Raw genomic sequence first — 18,682 nt, forward strand, 5'->3', positions numbered from 1 at the left:
CTGACGCAAGAATGCACAAATTATGTACGTAGTACCCAAAAGGATACCGTAAGATGTCGCGACCCCGGGCCAAGCTCACGACGAACTTTCCCGGTTGCCCTGTCGAGGCAACGTTGAGCTTTCTGGACGGAAAATGGAAAGGCGTGGTTCTCTTCCATTTGCTTGCCGGCACGTTGCGGTTCAACGAATTGCGCCGCAAGTTGCCGACCGTGACACAACGGATGCTCACCAAGCAATTGCGCGAACTTGAAGAGTCGGGGCTGGTATCGCGCACGGTCTTTGCGGTCGTACCGCCGAGGGTGGAATACGCACTGACACCGTTAGGCGGAACGCTGAAGCCGGTGATCGAAGCCTTGGCTGTGTGGGGCGAAGAAAACGTCTTTTGTCTTCCGGGCGGCCGTCACATGCGTAATGTAACGGCCGAAGATCCGTCAGTTCCGGCCGCGGCGATCCAGGCGTAGCGACGCTGCGAAGACGAACATGCCGAGGAACGACAGAATGGCGCCGACATAGCCTGTCGCCGCGAAGCCGTAACCCCAGGCGATGACCAGTCCGCCGAGCCATGCGCCGAGCGCGTTGGCGATGTTGAAGGCTGAGTGATTGGAGGCTGCGGCAAGCGTCTGCGCGTCGGCCGCGACGTCCATCAGGCGGGTTTGCAGGGCAGGACCTGCCGCAAAGCCGCAGCCGATGAGGAAGACGGAAAGCGCCAGCATGAAGGGGTTTGCAGCGGTTAGCGAGAACATCGTCAGCACGACGATGTTGAAAATCAGTGAGCCGCCGATCGTGCCCATGATCGACTTATCGGCAAACCAGGAGCCGACAAGGTTGCCGACGTTCATGCCGACGCCGAACAGAACCATCATCACGGCCACCATGCTTGGTTGAAGCATCGCAACCTTGACGGTCGTGTCGGCGATGTAGCTGAACATGGCGAACATGCCGCCATAGCCGACAGCGGCGACGCCGAGCGTCAAGAGCACCTGCGGCCGCTTGAAGGCGCCGAGTTCGCGCATGAAGCTCGCGCCTTCCGAGACCTGATCGCGCGGCACGTAGTACCAGATGAGGGCCATCGTCACGAGCCCGATAACGCCGACAGAGGTGAACGCGACGCGCCAGTCGAGCGATTGCCCGAAGAAGGTGGCAAGCGGCGTGCCGAGCAGCGTTGCGATGGTCAGGCCGAGCATGACGCGACCGACGGCGCGGGCGCGTTTGTGCACGGGCACCATGGAAGCGGCGACGATCGCGGCCACGCCGAAATAGGCGCCATGCGGCAAGCCGGTGATGAAGCGCAGCATGGTAAAGCTGTCGAATGTCGGCGCCATGGCGCTGAGAATGTTTCCGACCGCGAAGATGCCCATGAGCAGGAGCAGCAGCGAACGCCGCGCCATCTTGGCGGCGAGCACGGCGATGACAGGTGCGCCGATGACGACGCCGAGCGCATAGGCGCTGATCACATACCCCGCCTGTGGGGTCGTGACGGAGAAGGTGTCGGCCACATTGGGAAGCAGGCCCATGATCGCGAACTCTCCGGTTCCGATCCCGAAGCCGCCGCAAGCAAGCGCCAGCTGCACGAGCGCAACCGCCATCGGAGAGGGGGCTTCGACCGCCGTGCCGGCGTCAATGGAATCGTTTACGGCGATCTGGCTCAAGCGAGAGCTCCTTGGGCATGCATGCTTGTTTCCGAACGCTGGACGCAGGCGTAGCCATGACCGGCCGGATAAGCAGAAAATGATGGGAGGTGGAGCTTTGCCCCAACATCGCATTTATCGACGATTTGCGCGCCGCCGTCCCCTGCGTTTTATGCAGTGCAGCGTCCCTCATGGCGCATACGTAGGTCATCGATCGGCTGCCTGTTGTGCAGAGCGACCTGCCATTTGGTTGAAATCGATGACGGAAGGACCATCTTCTAGCAGGACGAGGCAGGCGCCTGCGAAAGGCGGCTAATGACAGGAACCGCATGAAGCTTATAGGTTTTTTCAATCGCGACGGCGGTACTTTCCGAACCACCGACATGTCTGCATACCAGAACCGCGCCGAGACCACCTTTGCCGAGGCCGGTCACGACTTTGAGGCTGTCGTGTTTTCCGGTAGCGAGATCGTTCCCGCCATGGAGCGTGCGGCGCGGCGGGACGATATCGACGGGATCGTTGCCGGCGGCGGCGATGGCACGATTTCTGCTGCTGCCTCCATAGCCTGGAAAAACGGCGTGGCGCTCGGGGTTGTGCCTGCCGGCACCATGAATTTGTTTGCACGGTCGCTGCGTGTCCCTCTCGATATATGGGAGGCGCTTGATGTGCTGGCGTTTGGCGAAGTCGATCACGTCGATATCGCGAGCGCCAACGGCAGGCCGTTCATCCACCAGTACTCCGCCGGCCTGCATGCCCGCATGGTGCGCTATCGCAATTCCTACAGCTATCGCTCCCGCCTGGGGAAAATACAGGCAAGTACGCGCGCGGCTTTCGGCGTCGTGCTCAACCCGCCCGAGTTCGATGTGGAATTCGAAGCCGCGGGTATCCGGGAGCGCCGCAAGGTTTCGGCCGTATCGGTCTCCAACAATCCGTTTGGCGAAAACGCGCTCCTCTATGCTGACAGCCTGACCGGTGGCGAATTGGGTTTCTACACCGCGAAACCATTGAAGCCGCTCGGCGTGGCGCGCCTTGCCATCGATCTGTTGCGCGGCAAGGTGCGCGAGAATGCCGACTTGATGATCATGCACCCCGCCGAAGTGCATCTGCATTTTCCGAAGCTTCATCCCAAAGCCAATTGCGTGATGGACGGAGAATTGCTGCCGCTCGAGCGGGACGTGGCATTGACCCTGCACCCGGGTGAGCTGAAAGTTCTGGTTAAACAGGGTCTTGCCGCCAAGATCGACGAGACGGAGCGGCGCGAGCCTGTCTCGTAACAACTTCAAGTGTTGCTTTTTGGAGCGATTTCAATCAAGCTTCGCGCGTTCAATCTACAGCAAGGCGGATACGACGATGCCTGTGCAGTGGAATACTCAAAGGATATCCGAATCTTTTTCTCGCGCGGCCATTGGAGAATGGGCGTGGTCTGAAGCCCTCGATGTCATATCGGAGGAGGCGTCCGGCGCTGGCGCGACCCTTGTGCGCCTAAAGGGCGGCCTGCCTCAGCTGCCGACCACCCCCTCGTTTCAAGAGGCGATCGACACATATATTCGAGACGGTTGGGCGAACCGTGACGTTCGCTTTCGCGGCGTCGGCCATATGATGCGCCACGGGGTCGCCACCGACCTCGATTTTATCAGTGACGACGAAATCAAGCGCAATCCCTATTATCAGGACTGGCTGGCTCGGTTCGGCCTGAAGTGGTTCGCGGGCGTCAAGATCGCAGGCCTGGAAGAGCTCTGGGTGCTGTCGCTGCAGCGGCGCGAAGATACCTTGCCTTTTGACGAGGAGGAGCGTCAATGCCTTGTCGACCTGGCAAAGGGCTTCGGCAATGATGCTGTCTTGGCCAGTGCCTTCGGCTTTGTCCGCGCGGATGAGGCGCTTGCGGCGTTCGACGCAAGCCGGAAGGCAGCATTCGTCCTCGATTATGCGGGCGTTGTCGTTCAGCACAACCAGGCGGCGGACAGTCTCCTCGGCGGCGACATCACGTTGCGTGAACGCCGACTCAGTTGCCGCGACGAGCGCTCCGACGAACGTTTGAGCGTTGCTGTTGGAAAGGCCCTGCTGCCACCCACCGGATCATCCTATGTTTCGATCGAACGTCCCGACGACTTTCCGCTGGTTGCGCACGTATTGCCCGTTCAGGGCGCCATGCACGACATTTTCTCGCCGTGCCAGGCGATCGTGATCGTCAGCGATCCCACCGCGCGCGCCGCACCGTCCACCTTGGCGCTTCAGGCGATCTTCGGCCTCACCCACGCCGAGGCCAAGGTTGCGTCCAAGCTGGCGGCGGGATGGGACCTGCGCGCCGTTTCGGATGAGCTTGGGACTTCGGTAAGGGCTTCGCGCAGTCATCTACGAAGCGTGTTCCAGAAGACAGGGTTCCGATCCCAGCCCGGGCTGGTCGCCGCTCTTCTGGAGCTGATGATGACCGAACACTAGGTTCGCACCAACGCCGCGCGTCGCTCTCTACAGGCGCGATAGATAGGTGCGATGGTCGAAGTCCGAGACCGTTCTGAGGAAGGTGATCGCTTCCTTGCGCTTCGTGTCGCCGTAAAGCCTCTGGTAGCGCTCGCCGAAGATGTCGGCGATGAATGGCGACCCACGAAAATCCTCCACTGCCGTGAGGAAATCGTGCGTCAACCGCGTGGTGTTCTCAGGGATATGTGACGGCGTGGTTTCCTCGCCCGGGTCCAGTTCGTTGTCGAGACCTAGCAGCATGCCGCCGAGGATGGCCGCCAGGAGCAGGTACGGATTGGCATCGGCGCCTGCGACACGATGTTCGACGCGCGCCGCCGGACCATTCAGGTCGGGAATTCGGATCGCGGTGCCACGATGACCATACCCCCAGGTCAGGTCGACGGGAGCAAAGGAATCCGGCTGGAGGCGGCGATAGGAGTTGGCGAACGGTGCGAAGACCAGTTGCGCCTCGCGCATGGTGCGCAACATGCCTGCACAGACGGACTTGAGCTTTTTCGGCTCTTCGCCCTTGGCGTCGAGAATGTTGCGCCCATCCCGGTCCACGACACTGGCATGCACGTGCAGGCCCGAACCGGCATGATCCGAATAAGGCTTTGCCATGCAGGTCGACTTGAGGCCGTGTTTGCGTGCCGCCTGTTCCACGATCCGCTTCAGGTAGATGCAATCGTCAGCCGCGGCCAGAGCGTCGGGGCGATGCAGGAGGTTGATCTCGAACTGCCCGGGACCAAACTCGGCGGTCGTCGCATCGGCAGGCAGACCTTGCGCCTTTGCGTAGGATCGCACGGTCTGCAGATAGCCGTCGAGGGCATCGACCGCGTTCATGTCGTAGAGCTGAAAGCCGTTCGGATCACCCCGATAGGTCAGGCTTGACGGCGGCGAGGGGCGGCCGGTGTCACGCCAGTCCTGTTCAACCACATAGAACTCGAGTTCCGTCGCAACCACCGGGGTCAGACCACGCTCCTCATATCGCTTCAGCACCGAGGAGAGGATGGCGCGCGGATCCATGAAGCTCGGTGTACCGTCGAACTCGTGCATGGTCGCCAGGACCTGCATCGAGCCTTCCGGCGCCCAGGGCATGGTCACGAGGCTGCGCTTGTCCGCAATGCAGTTTCCATCCGGATCGCCGACCGACAGCGACAGGCCGGTAATGTCGTCGTTGTCATCGCCCCAGATGTCGAGCGATTGTGTCGATGAAGGAAGCCGGACCTCGCCGGCCCATACCTTTTTCTGCGCATCGAGGGGAATTTGCTTGCCGCGTAGGTCGCCATTCATGCCAACGAGCATGATTTCAATGCGCGGTTCTCCGTCCGCAGCCTTTCCGTGCATTTTGTCAGTTGCCATGATCTTGTAAATCCCCTCGGACAAGGCCAAGGTCGTAGCTCATTGGGAAGAGGCTTTCAATCACCGAAGGTGTTTAGCAAATCATGTCTGATACTTACGCGCGTTCTAATCTTGCTGCCGTCGATGCCGCTCATCATCTGCATCCGTTCTCCGACATGAAGAAGTTGAATGCCGATGGCACGCGCATCATCCAGCGCGGCGAGGGCGTCCATATCTGGGATAATCACGGCCGGAAGTATCTGGATGGTTTTGCAGGTCTGTGGTGCGTCAATGTCGGCTACGGGCGTAAGGAAATAACCGATGCCGTTGCGCGGCAGATGAACGAGCTGCCCTATTACAACACCTTCTTCGGCACGACCACGACACCGACGACCCTTCTCGCCGAGAAGGTGACGTCTCACGCCGGTCCACGCTTCAACCATGTTTTCTTCACGGGCTCCGGCTCGGAGGCAAACGACACGTGGTTCCGCATGGCCCGCGTCTACTGGAGCGCGGTCGGCAAGCCGTCGAAGAAGATCGTCATCTCACGAAAGAACGGCTACCACGGCTCGACCGTTGCCGGCGCCAGCCTCGGCGGCATGAAATACATGCATGAGCAGGGCGATTTGCCGATCCCCGGTATCGTCCATATAGGTCAACCCTACTGGTACGGGGAAGGCGGCGACCTGTCGCCCGCGGAATTCGGCCTCAAGGTTGCTCGCGAGCTCGAGGCCAAGATCGACGAACTGGGCGAGGACAACGTCGCGGCCTTCGTCGCAGAGCCCGTGCAGGGCGCGGCCGGCGTCATCATCCCGCCGGAGACCTACTGGCCGGAGATCGCCCGCATCTGCAAGGCGCGCAACATCCTGCTTGTCACGGACGAGGTAATTTGCGGCTTCGGTCGTCTCGGCCAATGGTTCGGCCACCAGCATTTCGGCGTCGAGCCTGACCTCGCTCCGATCGCCAAGGGACTTTCATCGGGCTACCTGCCGATCGGCGGCGTGCTCGTCAGCGATCGCGTGGCGAATGTACTGATCAACGATGTTGGCGATTTCAACCACGGCTTCACATATTCTGGCCATCCGGTGTGCGCGGTCGCAGCGATCGAGAATCTTCGCATCATCGAGGAGGAGCGGCTGGTCGAGCGTGTTCGCGACGATATCGGTCCTTACTTCGCCAAGGCCTGGGGTGGTCTCGGTGAACACGATCTCGTGGGCGAGGCCGTCAGCATAGGCCTGATGGGCGCATTGCAGCTTACCGCCGACAAGTCTTCACGCACCCGCTTCGAAAAGCCTGACGCGGTTGGCACGCTGGTCAGAAATCATGCCCTCGCAAACGGACTGGTCCTGCGCGCCACGGGCGACCGCATGCTGGCATCGCCGCCGCTGGTTATCAGCCACGCTGAGGTCGATGAAATGGCTCGGATCACCAAGATCGCATTGGATGCGGCGTGGAAAGAGCTGCGAAGCTGACGAAACCACGATAGGTGCGGAAGGATCGCTGCTTTATTGGTTGGCAGCGATCCAGAAATAGGCGAACCGGACATGCTTTTCCGCATTGTCGGGGCTGTAGGGAATAGCCAGGTACTGGGGCGTGATCCCGTCTAGGGCGATGTCTCGTTTCTTGAGGAATGTCGCCACCCGGTCTGGCAGCTCTTCGCCATACTCACCTTCGACGCGCCAGACGACGAGCAACGGCTGTGAAAGCTCGGATGTGGCCAGCCCTCCAGGGGCCTCGACCAGGACATTTGGAAACTGTGTACGGAGATTTCCCGCGGTATTGCCGTCGGTGGTCAATATCCGCGCCGGCTCGCCATGCTCGGCCAGAATCGCATCCGCGAATGCGTGGTAGGGGGTGTTCACCCGCGAATAGTAGCCCAGCATGGGCCCTACAATCGCTCGTCCCGAAAGAACGGCAAGGGCAATCAGCACAAGCGCAGCGACGACGGCCGCGAAACGCGGCAGTTTCAGTTCCACGGCGTTGCCTGACGCGTCCACTTTCATCGCAAGATAGAGCGGCAGCAGCACGATCAGCAGCGAAAGCCACTTTTCGCGAATGTGTGTCGCGCCAACACCGATAACGACCAGCAGGACAAGGGTGAAGCAGGCGATCAACATCCTGCCCAGAACGCGGGTCCACTCGCTCTGTGCGCGGGCAATGGTCTTGATGTCCCGATAGAAGATCAAGGCAAAAACCGCGACCGTCGGTGCGATCGCCTGGATCGTTGCACTCGTCAGGGAGAGCGTGCCGAGCAGGAAGGTCGGGATGTGCCTGCTTGGTCCACCTTCCTTCATTTCCGCCAGTGTGTTGTTGCTCGCATTTCCAAGATTGTGCAGCAGCCAGTAGGCATGGGGGGCGGCAATGATCACGGCAGCCAAGACGGCCAGCAGAATGCGCCAATCGAAGATGCGCTTCCGAAGGGCAGCCTCCGGGAGGATTGCCAGAACGGCCGCAATCGGCACCACAACGAAGTTGTACTTGGATATGACGCCGATGCCGACGGCAATGCCAGTGATGAGGTAGGAACCGAAGCTCGGAGCCTTCAGCGTGCGAAGGAAACCGAACAGAAACAGCGATACGGCAAACAGCGCCGCAACCGTGTGAGAAAGATCTTTCTGGGCGAGAAAGAAAACCGGCGGCAGCGTCAACACGCCGAGCATTGCGGTGGCCGGTGTCGCACGGTTCGACGCGACCTGACGGGCGGCAAGGCCGTAGAATAGGCAGCACAGAAACAGCAGGCTGTTCTTCAGGATCGACAGGGTCGCGACCGAAATGCCGAAGAATTCGGCAAGTCCGTGCTGCAGCCAGCCGTAGAACGGCGGCTGCGAGCCGTAGCCGACGAGGAAATATTGCGAAAGAAATGCTTGCGTCGATTCATCGATCTCAAGCGCATCAGGTCGCAAAAGGCGGACGATGACGCAAAGCAGAAAGTAGCCGCCGACGAGATAGAAGGCGGCATCGGATCGACGTGCCAGCATATTACGCATTCGTTCTTTCGTCGAAAATCTGCCGGACGATGTAGTTCGGCGAGGCGTCGTCGCGATAGTAGGTTCGCGCGATCATCTCCGCGAGGATGCCGGTAGTGATCATCTGTACCGACGATAGCAGCAGCACGATGCCGACCATCAGCATCGGACGTGTGCCGATATCATTGCCGAGGATGAACTTGTCGAAGAACAGATAGACAAGGATCAGCGCTGAAATGGCACCGAGGCCAAGTCCAAGCGAGCCGAAGAAGTGGCCGGGGCGCGCCTTGTAACGCATGAAGAACATGACCGACAGCAGGTCGAGAATAACGCGGAAGGTGCGCGAGATGCCGTACTTGGACTGGCCGTGCTGGCGGGCATGGTGGGTGACGACCATCTCGCCGATGCGGGAGCTTGGCACAACGCCGGCGACCCAGGCAGGGATGAACCGATGCATCTCACCCATCAGCTTCACCTGCTTGATGATCGATGCGCGGTAGATCTTCAGGCTGCAGCCATAATCATGCAGCTTGACGCCGGTGATGCGGCCGATCAGGTAGTTGGCGCACCAGGATGGGATCTTGCGCAGGAAAAGACCGTCCTGACGGTTTTTACGCCAGCCGACGAGCAGGTCGAGTTCGCGGCGCTCCAGTTCGGCGACCATCGAGGGAATATCTTTGGGATCATTCTGCAGATCGCCGTCCATCGTCGCGATCAGCCGTCCAACCGCCGTGTCGATGCCGGCCTGCATTGCTGCCGTCTGCCCGAAGTTTCGCTGCAGTTCGACAATCCTCAGCAGCAGACCTTCGCGGCTGACATGCTTGCGCGCGTTTGCCAGCGTCGCATCGGTACTTCCGTCGTCAACCAGGATCAGCTCCCACTGTTCGGCATATCCGGTCATGGCCGTACAGATGCGATCGATCAGCGGGCCGACGCTATCCTCCTCGTTGAAAACGGGAACGACCAGCGAAAGCTCAACAGGTTTGGGAGCGTCGATGACGTTCGAAAGTGACTCAGCCGTTGTCTGCAACGCTTATTTCTCCTAAAACGCCGCGCAGCCGTGTTGGTGGCATCGCGGACGAAGTCAGGAAGCTAGTACATGAAGTCTCCGGTTGTTGCCAGCCGACAATCTTGGTTCGCTCGCAATCGGATGCTGTTGCTGACCGTAACGATTGTCGCGGCCTATGCGATTTTCATCGAGTGGTTCTGGGGATGGGCATCGATCCTTGGGCAATGGGCGGCAGTCGGCGCGCTACCGGTCGTCACGGCGCTCGTTCTGCTAACCAGCACTTACTTCCTCCGCACATGGCGCATCTACGACTATTTCCCGCGCGAAACCGCTGGCCGGTTTCAAACGCTCTTTCGGGTGACGCAGATCCACAATCTGCTCAATATCATGATGCCGTTTCGAACCGGCGAGACCAGCTTTCCCGTGCTGATGCGCACGGAATTTGGCATTCCCCTGACTCGCGCCACATCCGCGCTCCTGGTCATGCGACTCCTGGATCTTCATGCCTTGCTCGCCGCTGCCGGAATAGGCTTTGCGATAGGCTCCTCGCATAAGGCGCTTGCATGGCTGGCCTGGGGAGTGTTCCTGCTCTTGCCGGTGGCTGGCTTCACCGTTCGCAAGACGCTGCTCCGGTTTGCCGGCAAGCTGCTGCCATCGAAGCTTCAGCATTTCGTGGCGGAGATCGAAAATGGCCTGCCGGCCAATGCGTCCGCTTTCGCAAGAGCCTGGGCAATGACTGTTATCAATTGGCTCGTCAAGGTTCTGGTGCTTGCCTGGGCCTTGAGTCTGATGGGTGTTTTGCCCCTGGCAGCCAGCTTCGGTGGCGCATTGGGTGGTGAACTGTCGTCGGTGTTGCCGGTTCATGCACCAGGCGGCGTCGGGACTTACCCGGCCGGTATCACTGCGGGTGCAGTGGCCTTTGGCGCCTCTGGCGAAAGGGCAGCCGTGGCATCGCTGGCGCAGGCGAGCATCAACGCCCATCTGCTGATCATCGTTTCCGCCCTGACGGGTACAGCGGTCTCATTGCCGTTCGGTCGACGCCGCCGCGAGCTCTGAGATCCGCTTTTGCAGGAAAGCGCGCTCGGGAGCTTGCCGGCAGTGAGCGAGAGCCGTTTCATATGCCTCCAATGCCTGTTTCGTGTGCCCCAGCTGCCGCAGGAAGTCTGCACGGGCGGAATGCGCAAGATGATAGGAGCCGAGGTCTCCCGCCTGCAGGATCGTATCGACCAGCTGCAGTCCCTGTTCAGGCCCATCGAGCATCGCAATCGCTACCGCACGATTGAGCTCTGCAATCGGTGACGGCTGAACGGAGAGCAGAAGGTCGAAGTAGGCCGCGACCTGTCGCCAATCCGTGTCTGCTGGCGTTTGCGCGCGGGCGTGCTCAGCTGCGATGGCGGCCTGGAGGGTATAGATCCCGATTTCGCCGTGACGCATGACATCGTGAAGCAGTCGCAGACCCTCATTGATTTCGGCGCGATCCCAGAGGCTGCGATCCTGCTCTGCGAGAAGGATCAGATCGCCGTTGGCGTCGCGCCTCGCGAGCCGGCGTGAATCCTGCAACAGCATCAGCGATAATAGACCTGAGACGTCAGGGTGCGGCAGCAGCCCGCGCAACAGGCGGGCAAGGCGGATTGCCTCGACGGCAAGATCGGTCCGGATCATCTCGCTGCCGGATGAGGCTGAATATCCCTCGTTGAAGACGAGATAGATCACATACAACACGCGATCGAGGCGCTGTGGGAGCTCCTCATGTGATGGAACCTCGTAGGGGATGGCTTCCGCGCGGATCTTGCTCTTTGCACGGACGATGCGTTGCGCCACGGTCGGCGCTGGAACGAGGAAGGCATGCGCGATCTCTTCGGTGGTGAGGCCGCAGACCTCGCGAAGCGCCATCGCCATCTGCGCGTCCGCCGGAATCACCGGATGGCAGCAGGTAAAGATCAGCCGCAACATGTCGTCCTCGATAAGTTCCATGTCGCCGACCTCCTTTTCATCGGCAGACGGGTATAGAGTATCTTCTATGTCCCTCAGCGAAGCATCGAAGCGTGTTCGCCGACGGATGTGGTCGATGGCACGGAAGCGGCCGGTCGATACCAGCCACCCAAAAGGGTTGTCCGGCACGCCGTCTCGCGGCCAGGTGCGTGCCGCTGCCGCGAAAGCGTCGTGCAATGCCTCTTCAGCGCGGTCGAAGTCGCCCAGCAAGCGGATCAGGGTCGCAAGGACCCTGCGAGAATGCTTTCGGTAAACGTCCTCGATGAGGTCTTTCACGGTTCACTCCGGAAGGGTCAGCGTTCTCACCGGGCGCAACTCCACGGCTCCGACGCTTGCGCAGGGAATGCGTGCCACGATCGCCTTGGCCGCTTCCATGTCCTCTGCCTCGATGACGTATAGTCCAGCGAGATGCTCCTTGGTCTCAACATAGGGTCCATCGGTCGCGCTGAGCTCATTGTTTCGAAGTCGCAGGACAACCGCCTGCTCGGGTGGCTCCAGCGCGTCAGCGTGGATCAGCGTACCGGCGCGGATCAGTTCTTCGTCGACGCGAAAATGAGCTCGAACGATCTCCTCCGTTTCCGTTGTGGTGAGTGTGCCGTCAGTATCGGCGGAGTTGTAGATAAGGCAGACGTAACGCATGGCATCATCTCCCGTCATTGATCGAATAGGCCGGTCGGATTTCGATCGAGGCATATCTCAGGATGGGAAAGGTCGACGCGACCGCCTTTGCCTCGGCCATATCCGTGGCCTCGATCAGCACGAAGCCGCCGAGATGTTCCTTTATTTCGGCAAAAGGGCCATCGGTGGCGGTGACGGCGCCTGTTCCAGCACGCAGGGTGAGCGCCGTGTTCGGCGCGTGCAGCGCCAACGCGGTCTGGAGCACACCCCGGTCGCGCCAGTGATCGTCGCTCACGATGCATTCCTGCGTCAGGGCGTCCCACTCTTCCTGCGGCACGAGGTTGCTTTTCTCGGTGTCAAACCAGATCTGGCAGAGAAACTTCATGTCATCACCCCTGTTGTTCGACTGGAATCGTATAGATCGGCCTGACTTCGATTGATCCCGTCTTTGCAAGCGGAATACCGGCGGCCACACGGATGGCGTCGTTCAGATCTTTCGCCTCGATCAGGATGAAGCCGCCCAGCTGTTCCTTCGTTTCGGCATAGGGGCCGTCGGTGACCGACATCTCTCCGTTGCGAACCCTTACAGTCACGGCACTCCGAGGTGACTGCAGTGCCTGGGCGACGATCAGGTGTCCGCTCTCGAGGAGGTGATCGTCGTAGGCGAGCGAATCCCTGTCGAGCTTGCGCTTCTCGTCGCTCGTCATGGCATCGAGCCTGGCGGGCTCGAACCACACCTGGCAGAGATACTTCATGGCATTTTTCCTCCCGAGTTGCGCCGTGACATCTCCTTGACGAGCAGCCTAGGCGCATTTCGACAAGGTGGAAGAAAATCTTTCTGCACGCCCCGTGTCGAATTGAGGAGATCAAACGCGACTAGCAACCGTCAACAGCAAGGAGTGACGGTTATGAGCATCTTCGAGATTGTGCTGGCGAACCAGCTGTGGGCGCGTCGGCGCCAGGGAGAAAAGCCTGATCCGCTGGCGCAGGACGTGCCCACCGCCGGCGCCATCGCTGCGCGTCTTGCCGCGGTGCTGGCGGTTTTCGCGTTGTCCATAGCAACGCTGGATATGGCTGGCCACCGTGATGGCCAGCAAGCTTTCGCTGTCGGTCAGGTTGCCGCGTCGCGGCAGTAAGGAAACGGCCTACTGGAAGGCCGTCTCGAAGAAGCTTCTGAGCTTGCGGGAATGCAAGGCTTCCGGTGGCATGGCGGCAAGCTTCTGGACGGCACGGATGCCGATCTGCAGATGCTGGTTGACCTGCGTGCGATAAAAGGCGGTGGCCATGCCCGGAAGCTTGAGCTCGCCATGCAGTGGCTTGTCGGAAACGCAAAGCAGCGTTCCGTAGGGCACGCGGAAGCGGAAGCCGTTGGCGGCGATCGTGGCCGATTCCATGTCGAGCGCAATGGCACGGGCCTGCGACAGCCGCTTGACCGGTCCGCGCTGATCACGCAGTTCCCAGTTGCGGTTGTCGATGGTTCCGACCGTGCCCGTGCGCATGATCCGCTTCAGCTCGAAGCCCTCGTACCCGGTGATCTCGGCAACCGCGGCTTCCAGCGCAACCTGGACTTCTGCAAGGGCCGGAATCGGCACCCAGACCGGCAGGTCATCATCCAGCACGTGGTCCTCGCGCATGTAGGCGTGGGCCAGCACATAGTCGCCGAGGCGCTGGCTATTGCGCAGGCCTGCGCAGTGGCCGAGCATCAGCCAGGCATGCGGCCGAAGAACCGCCACATGGTCGGTAATGGTCTTCGCATTCGACGGACCGACGCCGATGTTGATCATCGTGATCCCGGCATGGCCCTTCTTCTTCAGGTGGTAGGCCGGCATCTGCGGCAGTCGGGCCAGCGTGACGTCTGTCTCCGGCTGGCCGCTGCCCGCATGGGTAACGATGTTGCCGGGCTCCACGAACGACGTGTAGCCATCGCCGCCATCCGCCATCAGCTTGCGGGCCCAGGCGCAGAACTCATCGATGTAGAACTGGTAGTTCGTGAACAACACGAAGTTCTGGAAATGCTGAGCGCTGGTCGCCGTATAGTGCGACAGGCGCGCCAGCGAGTAGTCGATGCGCTGGGCGGTAAACGGGGCGAGGGGAGATGGCTCGCCCGGCGGCGGAATGTACTCCCCGTTGGCGATCTCGTCGTCCGTCGTGTTCAGGTCCGGCGTATCGAACAGATCGCGCATCGGTATATCGAGGAACGCCGCCGCCGACGCCTCGACATGCGCACCTTCGCCAAAGGCAAAGTGCAGCGGGATCGGCGTCGTCGATTCCGACACGATGACGGGCACGTTGTGGTTCCGCATCAGAAGCCCGAGCTGCTGCTTCAGATAATGCCGGAAGAGCTGCGGACGGGTGATCGTCGTCGTGTAGATGCCTGGCGCTGTTACATGCCCGTAGGACAGGCGCGTGTCGATATGGCCGAAGCTGGTCGTCTCGATGCTGACCTGCGGATAGAAGGCCCGGTAACGCGAGGTGATCGGCGCGCCCTTGGCGAGAGACGTGAAATTCTCGATGAGGAAGGACGTGTTGCGCTCATAAAGCGCCGTCAGCGCATCGACTGCCTGAACTGGATCGTCGAAGCTCTTCGGCGAAAAAGGCGATGGTGATACAATGTCGAGAGGTGCAGATGGAGAGATTCGTTTGCTCATGACGCATTATAGGGTGTTGCATTTAACAAGCAAACGACGCGTTGAGCAGCAACGCATGGATTTTTACAAGCATTCCGACGGTGTTGGTCGGAATGCGTTACGTCATGGCCGGACGGCGCGGATGGGCTCGATCGAAGCCGTGTAGTTGGCGCCAAAGTGCGACTGGGCACCGCCGCCTGCATTTCGGCTGACTGCAGCCGAGAATGTGATGGCGAAGATTGCTGCGAACAGCGTGATGATGGTGAAACGCCTTGCCAAGACTAGCACTTCCATATCCTTGCCCCGGTACGAGGTTCTGGGTGAAAACCGCTCGGTAGCGTCGTTGTGACGATCTGCTCCTGAACGTGACACGGTTTTGCCATGGTCCTGCTGAACCGACGCTGAGATGCCGGTTCATCCAGCGTTCATGAAGACCAGCATGCTTGAAGCGGGCCGGGCGTTACTTATCTCTCAGTATCCGCCCAAGGAGATTTTCATGACGGCGCCAATTGAACTCTATTACTGGCCCACGCCGAATGGCTGGAAGATCAGTATTATGCTGGAGGAACTCGGCGTTCCCTACGAGGTCAGGTACGTCAACATCGGCAAGGGTGAACAGTTCGCGCCCGAATTCCTGAAGATCGCGCCCAACAACCGCATGCCGGCCATCATCGACCGCGAAGGCCCTGGCGGCGAGGCGATCTCCGTCTTCGAATCCGGAGCGATCCTGCAGTATCTCGGACGCAAGTACGGCAAATTCTATTCGATGGACGAGCGAACCCGCGTGCAGATCGAGGAATGGCTGTTCTGGCAGGTCGGCGGTCTTGGTCCGATGGCCGGACAGGCCCATCATTTCCGTGGATACGCCCCTGAGAAGATCGAATACGGGATCAATCGCTATACCAACGAAGTGAACCGTCTTTACGGCGTGATGAACAAGCGTCTCGCGGAACACGAATACCTCGCCGGCGACTACTCGATCGCGGATATGGCCTCCATCGGCTGGGTCGTACCCCACGAGCGCCAGGGGCAGGATCTGGCCGAATTCCCACATCTCAAACGTTGGTTCGACACGCTGATGGCTCGCCCCGCGGTCATCAAGGGCATTGCGATCGGCAAGGAAGAGCGTGAGCGCAGCAATCTGGCTGACGACATGGAAGCGCAGAAGATCCTTTTCAACCAGCGGGCACGCTGAACGGCGCGGTTGGGAAGTCCAATGCGCTCGGGGAACCGGCGCATTGCTCATGTCGTGCCTACAGTCGCGTCCAGGTCTGCGATTTGCAGAAGACCTTCAGTACGCAGCCTTTCATCTTCAGAGAGCCGCCGGAAACGGTGCCCGATCCGCTATAGGTCTTGTCGTTGCTTGGATCGGTAATCTCGCCGCTGTAGTCCGCGCCTGAACCTGCAAGGGTGCCGATTTTCCTGCCTGTATATTTGCCGGTTTTCAGGGTTATGCAGAAGTCGCCGCCGCAAGCGGCGATCAGCGCGGTTTCACCGGAAGCGGTCTTCCAGTTGCCGACGATGGGTTCGTCGGCATGGGCGAATGTCGCCGAGAACGCGATCACGCCTGCCAGAACGTACTTACGGATCATCTTTTACCTCCCTGATGTCGTGGCGGGCAAACTAACTGACGCGAACGTAAAGGTAAATAATTGTGTTTTCGGCGCCCAGAAATCACCGGTTCGGCGCGCAATAATTGACGGGCTTTCAGGTTCGCGGCTGATTTCGTGGTGAACGGAAGGTTGATTTCCAAATCTGAATTTTCGGTAAATCGAGCGCCAAAATCCTTAATCCGCAAGGATTCCGATGTTTAACAAAAATCCAATTTTACCAAGCGTTTGGACTTTATTTGTCTCAAATTAATCATGCATTTTAGGCATTTTTTGAAAGCCGTCCGGCATAGTGAAGGCATCAAACGAGCGGGGCAAACCCGCCGAACCGAAGGGACCAAAAAGCTGCGATAGACGGCAAGGCCCAGAGGTAAAACAGGGTAAGTCAACACAGGCTAAACAGGGATAAAACCGATGGCACGCTTTGAAATGCACAATGCAGAAATGGCCACCATGGGTGGCGAGAACAGCGCCGATGTCTTCTGCGAAATGGGTCTGATGTATGCAACCGGACGCGGCTGCCCCATCGATCTGGTGGCCGCTCACAAGTGGCTGAACATCGCCGCAATCAAGGGCAACGATCGTGCGGCTGAACTCCGCGCCGATCTCGCGGCAAGCATGGACAAGATGCAGCTTGCCCAGGCGCTCCGCGCGGCTCGCGAATGGATGACCGTTCACTGAGAACGGCCCGCAGCATCACTGCATGATAAAAACAAAAGCCTCAGAAGAGGAACCGGCGGGCTAGGCTCGCTCGGGAGATAGCAAAACCGCGACCGGCAGGAACAAGGCCGGCGCGGTTTATCTCATTTGCGCTCAGCCGAGCGACTTTAGGACCACCGGCAAGGCTTGCTCGAACAATGCCATATCAGCCTCCGGCCCGACGCTGACCCGGATGCAGCGGTTGAGAGGCGCGACACCCGGCATGCGGATGAAGACGCCGTGCTGCATCAGACCATCGACGATCGAACGGGCATAAGCACCGTCCCGCCCGGCGTCGATGGCAACGAAATTCGTCGCGGACGGCAGGGGAGCAAGCCCGTTTGCCTTGGCGATGCTGGCAATCCGCTCGCGGGCAGCATGGATCTTGGCAACCACCTCGGAAAGATAGGCCTGATCCTTGAGAGCGGCGAGCGCGGCGGCTGTCGCGAGGCGATTCATGCCGAAGTGATTGCGTATCTTGTCGAAGGCAAGCGCCGTTCCGGGAGTGGAAATAGCGTAACCCACGCGGGCGCCGGCCAGGCCGTAGGCCTTGGAGAAGGTACGCGTCCGGATGACGTTTGGCAGGTCGATCAGCGACGCGATCGACGGCAGCGAATTGGCGGGCCCGGTTTCGCTGTAGGCTTCGTCGAGGACGAGAAGAGTGGTCTCCGGTAGCGCCCGGGCGAAGGCGATGACGCTATCGGCGTCCCACCAGCTTCCCATCGGATTGTCGGGGTTGGCAAAATAGACAAGCGGCGGCGCCTCGCGTTTCACCGCATCGAGCAGACCGCCGAGGTCCTCACGATCCTGCACATAGGGAACCGTTACGAGTCGCCCCCCAAAGCCGGAGACATGGAAGTTGAACGTCGGATATCCGCCCAGCGATGTGACGACGGGAGCGCCCGAGTCGATCACCAATCGCACGATCTGGCCGAGCAGCTCATCGATGCCGCCGCCGATGGCGATATTCGCTGCGCCAGTGCCGAGATGGGCGGCGAGCGCTTCCTTCAGTTCGTAATTTTCGGGGTCGTTGTACTTCCAGATTTCGGGGGCATGGTCGCGGATAGCCGCAAGCACCGATGGCGCCGGTCCGAAACCGTTTTCGTTGGCGCCGATGCGCGCCTTGACGTGCAGTCCGCGCTGGCGCTCGATCGCCTCGGGGCCGACAAATGGGACAGTTGAGGGCAGGGCGCTGACGAGGGGGGTGAAGCGCGAGAAGGCAGACATTCTGAGGCGTATCCCAAGGCTATGAAAATCGCGCCAACAATAGGCGCTGGTAGAGCCAAGGCAAGGCAGATTATTCCCCGAAACGGCGATCTACATGCTGATCGTGCGGCGCGCGTCGATCGCTTCCATGTTGCCGATCATGAAGTCCGCGCGGACCACGCGGCGCAACACATCGGGCTCGATCGTGTTGATGAAGCGAACGCTGATCCTCTCGTTCCTGCGGTGCACCTCGGCGCAGCCGATACGGTAGGCGAGCCCTAGGATATTGAGATAGTAATGCTTCGGCAGGCCGGTCGTGGACGAGACGACGAAGGTGGCGCCGCCACGCGAGATGTCGATGATTTCGGCACTGCGCATCGAAATGCCCGTGAGGCATGGCCGGACGGCGATAATGCGCGCGGGACGCTTCACATTGAATTGCTCCCAACGCGTCTCGTAGACTTCCGATTTCACCGTCGCGAGGTGTGTGGCACGAAGCATCGACATAGACATCACAGGGCTCCTGAAA

21 protein-coding genes are annotated in these 18,682 nt (G+C 60.1%); 8 read left to right on the forward strand and 13 right to left on the reverse strand.

Annotation, left to right across the window (positions count from 1 at the left end):
- Positions 1 to 53: 53 nt before the first annotated feature.
- Positions 54 to 461: a helix-turn-helix domain-containing protein gene (locus A6U87_RS04250; RefSeq protein WP_065689948.1), complete on the forward strand. Its 408-nt coding sequence runs from the start codon at positions 54 to 56 to the stop codon at positions 459 to 461.
- Here the strand turns inward: A6U87_RS04250 and A6U87_RS04255 are convergent.
- Positions 432 to 1,649 (reverse strand): MFS transporter, encoded by a 1,218-nt coding sequence (locus A6U87_RS04255; protein ID WP_065689949.1) that lies wholly within the window; start codon positions 1,647 to 1,649, stop codon positions 432 to 434. The two genes, A6U87_RS04250 and A6U87_RS04255, sit on opposite strands and share 30 nt — an antisense overlap.
- A gap of 308 nt (positions 1,650 to 1,957) precedes the next feature.
- Here A6U87_RS04255 and A6U87_RS04260 point away from each other — a divergent pair, with 308 nt between their 5' ends.
- Together A6U87_RS04260 and A6U87_RS04265 are read left to right on the forward strand one after the other, a co-directional pair.
- Positions 1,958 to 2,902 carry a diacylglycerol kinase family protein gene (locus A6U87_RS04260; RefSeq protein ID WP_065689950.1) on the forward strand — a complete coding sequence of 315 codons (945 nt, stop codon included), beginning with the start codon at positions 1,958 to 1,960 and terminating at the stop codon, positions 2,900 to 2,902.
- 76 nt (positions 2,903 to 2,978) lie between these two features.
- Positions 2,979 to 4,067 carry a hypothetical protein gene (locus A6U87_RS04265; RefSeq protein ID WP_065689951.1) on the forward strand — a complete coding sequence of 363 codons (1,089 nt, stop codon included), beginning with the start codon at positions 2,979 to 2,981 and terminating at the stop codon, positions 4,065 to 4,067.
- 27 nt (positions 4,068 to 4,094) lie between these two features.
- Here A6U87_RS04265 and A6U87_RS04270 read toward each other — a convergent pair whose 3' ends face one another.
- Complete coding sequence (locus A6U87_RS04270) at positions 4,095 to 5,447, reverse strand: glutamine synthetase family protein (RefSeq protein ID WP_065690268.1); 1,353 nt, start codon at positions 5,445 to 5,447, stop codon at positions 4,095 to 4,097.
- An 83-nt stretch (positions 5,448 to 5,530) separates the two neighbouring features.
- Between A6U87_RS04270 and A6U87_RS04275 the strand changes: the two genes are divergently transcribed.
- Entirely contained in the window at positions 5,531 to 6,898 is a 1,368-nt protein-coding gene (locus A6U87_RS04275) for an aspartate aminotransferase family protein (protein WP_065689952.1), read from the forward strand.
- Positions 6,899 to 6,931: 33 nt separating this feature from the next.
- Here A6U87_RS04275 and A6U87_RS04280 read toward each other — a convergent pair whose 3' ends face one another.
- Together A6U87_RS04280 and A6U87_RS04285 are read right to left on the reverse strand one after the other, a co-directional pair.
- Complete coding sequence (locus A6U87_RS04280) at positions 6,932 to 8,413, reverse strand: glycosyltransferase family 39 protein (protein WP_065689953.1); 1,482 nt, start codon at positions 8,411 to 8,413, stop codon at positions 6,932 to 6,934.
- Positions 8,406 to 9,422 (reverse strand): glycosyltransferase family 2 protein, encoded by a 1,017-nt coding sequence (locus tag A6U87_RS04285; RefSeq protein ID WP_065689954.1) that lies wholly within the window; start codon positions 9,420 to 9,422, stop codon positions 8,406 to 8,408. Before A6U87_RS04285 ends, A6U87_RS04280 begins: the two co-directional genes overlap by 8 nt.
- Before the next feature lie 69 nt (positions 9,423 to 9,491).
- Here A6U87_RS04285 and A6U87_RS04290 point away from each other — a divergent pair, with 69 nt between their 5' ends.
- On the forward strand, positions 9,492 to 10,457 hold the full coding sequence (locus A6U87_RS04290) for a lysylphosphatidylglycerol synthase domain-containing protein (protein ID WP_065689955.1): 966 nt from the start codon (positions 9,492 to 9,494) through the stop codon (positions 10,455 to 10,457).
- On the opposite strand, the gene A6U87_RS04295 is transcribed toward A6U87_RS04290, so the two are convergent.
- From A6U87_RS04295 to A6U87_RS04310, 4 genes are read right to left on the reverse strand one after another with little or no spacing between them, the layout of a single operon-like run.
- A complete protein-coding gene (locus tag A6U87_RS04295; protein ID WP_065689956.1) occupies positions 10,422 to 11,669 on the reverse strand; it encodes an RNA polymerase sigma factor in 1,248 nt (415 codons plus the stop codon). The genes A6U87_RS04290 and A6U87_RS04295 overlap by 36 nt on opposite strands.
- A 3-nt stretch (positions 11,670 to 11,672) precedes the next feature.
- Complete coding sequence (locus tag A6U87_RS04300) at positions 11,673 to 12,032, reverse strand: YciI family protein (protein ID WP_065689957.1); 360 nt, start codon at positions 12,030 to 12,032, stop codon at positions 11,673 to 11,675.
- Between the two features lie 4 nt (positions 12,033 to 12,036).
- A complete protein-coding gene (locus tag A6U87_RS04305; RefSeq protein ID WP_065689958.1) occupies positions 12,037 to 12,396 on the reverse strand; it encodes a YciI family protein in 360 nt (119 codons plus the stop codon).
- Positions 12,397 to 12,400: 4 nt separating this feature from the next.
- The gene (locus tag A6U87_RS04310) at positions 12,401 to 12,766 is read right to left on the reverse strand and encodes a YciI family protein (protein ID WP_065689959.1); all 366 of its coding nucleotides are present in this window, start codon (positions 12,764 to 12,766) and stop codon (positions 12,401 to 12,403) included.
- Positions 12,767 to 12,919: 153 nt separating this feature from the next.
- Between A6U87_RS04310 and A6U87_RS04315 the strand changes: the two genes are divergently transcribed.
- Positions 12,920 to 13,147, forward strand: a complete 228-nt coding sequence (locus A6U87_RS04315; protein ID WP_065689960.1) for a hypothetical protein — start codon at positions 12,920 to 12,922, stop codon at positions 13,145 to 13,147.
- A gap of 9 nt (positions 13,148 to 13,156) precedes the next feature.
- On the opposite strand, the gene amn is transcribed toward A6U87_RS04315, so the two are convergent.
- The gene (gene amn / locus A6U87_RS04320; protein WP_065689961.1) at positions 13,157 to 14,659 is read right to left on the reverse strand and encodes an AMP nucleosidase; all 1,503 of its coding nucleotides are present in this window, start codon (positions 14,657 to 14,659) and stop codon (positions 13,157 to 13,159) included.
- A gap of 102 nt (positions 14,660 to 14,761) precedes the next feature.
- Positions 14,762 to 14,926, reverse strand: coding sequence for a hypothetical protein (locus tag A6U87_RS30045; RefSeq protein WP_162764245.1), 165 nt, complete (start codon positions 14,924 to 14,926; stop codon positions 14,762 to 14,764).
- Between the two features lie 208 nt (positions 14,927 to 15,134).
- On the opposite strand from A6U87_RS30045, the gene A6U87_RS04325 reads away from it, so the two are divergent.
- A complete protein-coding gene (locus A6U87_RS04325) occupies positions 15,135 to 15,833 on the forward strand; it encodes a glutathione S-transferase N-terminal domain-containing protein (protein ID WP_065690269.1) in 699 nt (232 codons plus the stop codon).
- A 58-nt stretch (positions 15,834 to 15,891) separates the two neighbouring features.
- On the opposite strand, the gene A6U87_RS04330 is transcribed toward A6U87_RS04325, so the two are convergent.
- Complete coding sequence (locus tag A6U87_RS04330; RefSeq protein ID WP_065689962.1) at positions 15,892 to 16,230, reverse strand: DUF2147 domain-containing protein; 339 nt, start codon at positions 16,228 to 16,230, stop codon at positions 15,892 to 15,894.
- A gap of 432 nt (positions 16,231 to 16,662) precedes the next feature.
- On the opposite strand from A6U87_RS04330, the gene A6U87_RS04335 reads away from it, so the two are divergent.
- On the forward strand, positions 16,663 to 16,929 hold the full coding sequence (locus tag A6U87_RS04335; RefSeq protein ID WP_065689963.1) for a sel1 repeat family protein: 267 nt from the start codon (positions 16,663 to 16,665) through the stop codon (positions 16,927 to 16,929).
- A 132-nt stretch (positions 16,930 to 17,061) separates the two neighbouring features.
- On the opposite strand, the gene A6U87_RS04340 is transcribed toward A6U87_RS04335, so the two are convergent.
- The gene (locus tag A6U87_RS04340) at positions 17,062 to 18,174 is read right to left on the reverse strand and encodes a pyridoxal phosphate-dependent aminotransferase (RefSeq protein WP_065689964.1); all 1,113 of its coding nucleotides are present in this window, start codon (positions 18,172 to 18,174) and stop codon (positions 17,062 to 17,064) included.
- A 90-nt stretch (positions 18,175 to 18,264) separates the two neighbouring features.
- Positions 18,265 to 18,660, reverse strand: coding sequence for a pilus assembly protein PilZ (locus A6U87_RS04345; protein WP_065689965.1), 396 nt, complete (start codon positions 18,658 to 18,660; stop codon positions 18,265 to 18,267).
- Between the last annotated feature and the right edge of the window lie 22 nt (positions 18,661 to 18,682).

It is taken from the genome of Rhizobium sp. AC44/96, from assembly GCF_001692185.1.
Classification (GTDB): domain Bacteria; phylum Pseudomonadota; class Alphaproteobacteria; order Rhizobiales; family Rhizobiaceae; genus Rhizobium.

Excerpts from the sequence above, each read along its gene's own strand:
- A6U87_RS04250 (WP_065689948.1), top strand. The coding sequence starts at position 54 with ATGTCGCGACCCCGGGCCAAGCTCACGACGAACTTTCCCGGTTGCCCT.
- A6U87_RS04260 (WP_065689950.1), top strand. The coding sequence starts at position 1,958 with ATGAAGCTTATAGGTTTTTTCAATCGCGACGGCGGTACTTTCCGAACC.
- A6U87_RS04265 (WP_065689951.1), top strand. The coding sequence starts at position 2,979 with ATGCCTGTGCAGTGGAATACTCAAAGGATATCCGAATCTTTTTCTCGC.
- A6U87_RS04270 (WP_065690268.1), bottom strand. The coding sequence starts at position 5,447 with ATGGCAACTGACAAAATGCACGGAAAGGCTGCGGACGGAGAACCGCGC.
- A6U87_RS04275 (WP_065689952.1), top strand. The coding sequence starts at position 5,531 with ATGTCTGATACTTACGCGCGTTCTAATCTTGCTGCCGTCGATGCCGCT.
- A6U87_RS04280 (WP_065689953.1), bottom strand. The coding sequence starts at position 8,413 with ATGCGTAATATGCTGGCACGTCGATCCGATGCCGCCTTCTATCTCGTC.
- A6U87_RS04290 (WP_065689955.1), top strand. The coding sequence starts at position 9,492 with ATGAAGTCTCCGGTTGTTGCCAGCCGACAATCTTGGTTCGCTCGCAAT.
- A6U87_RS04300 (WP_065689957.1), bottom strand. The coding sequence starts at position 12,032 with ATGCGTTACGTCTGCCTTATCTACAACTCCGCCGATACTGACGGCACA.
- A6U87_RS04305 (WP_065689958.1), bottom strand. The coding sequence starts at position 12,396 with ATGAAGTTTCTCTGCCAGATCTGGTTTGACACCGAGAAAAGCAACCTC.
- A6U87_RS04310 (WP_065689959.1), bottom strand. The coding sequence starts at position 12,766 with ATGAAGTATCTCTGCCAGGTGTGGTTCGAGCCCGCCAGGCTCGATGCC.
- A6U87_RS04315 (WP_065689960.1), top strand. The coding sequence starts at position 12,920 with ATGAGCATCTTCGAGATTGTGCTGGCGAACCAGCTGTGGGCGCGTCGG.
- amn (WP_065689961.1), bottom strand. The coding sequence starts at position 14,659 with ATGAGCAAACGAATCTCTCCATCTGCACCTCTCGACATTGTATCACCA.
- A6U87_RS04325 (WP_065690269.1), top strand. The coding sequence starts at position 15,135 with ATGACGGCGCCAATTGAACTCTATTACTGGCCCACGCCGAATGGCTGG.
- A6U87_RS04330 (WP_065689962.1), bottom strand. The coding sequence starts at position 16,230 with ATGATCCGTAAGTACGTTCTGGCAGGCGTGATCGCGTTCTCGGCGACA.
- A6U87_RS04335 (WP_065689963.1), top strand. The coding sequence starts at position 16,663 with ATGGCACGCTTTGAAATGCACAATGCAGAAATGGCCACCATGGGTGGC.
- A6U87_RS04340 (WP_065689964.1), bottom strand. The coding sequence starts at position 18,174 with ATGTCTGCCTTCTCGCGCTTCACCCCCCTCGTCAGCGCCCTGCCCTCA.
- A6U87_RS04345 (WP_065689965.1), bottom strand. The coding sequence starts at position 18,660 with ATGTCGATGCTTCGTGCCACACACCTCGCGACGGTGAAATCGGAAGTC.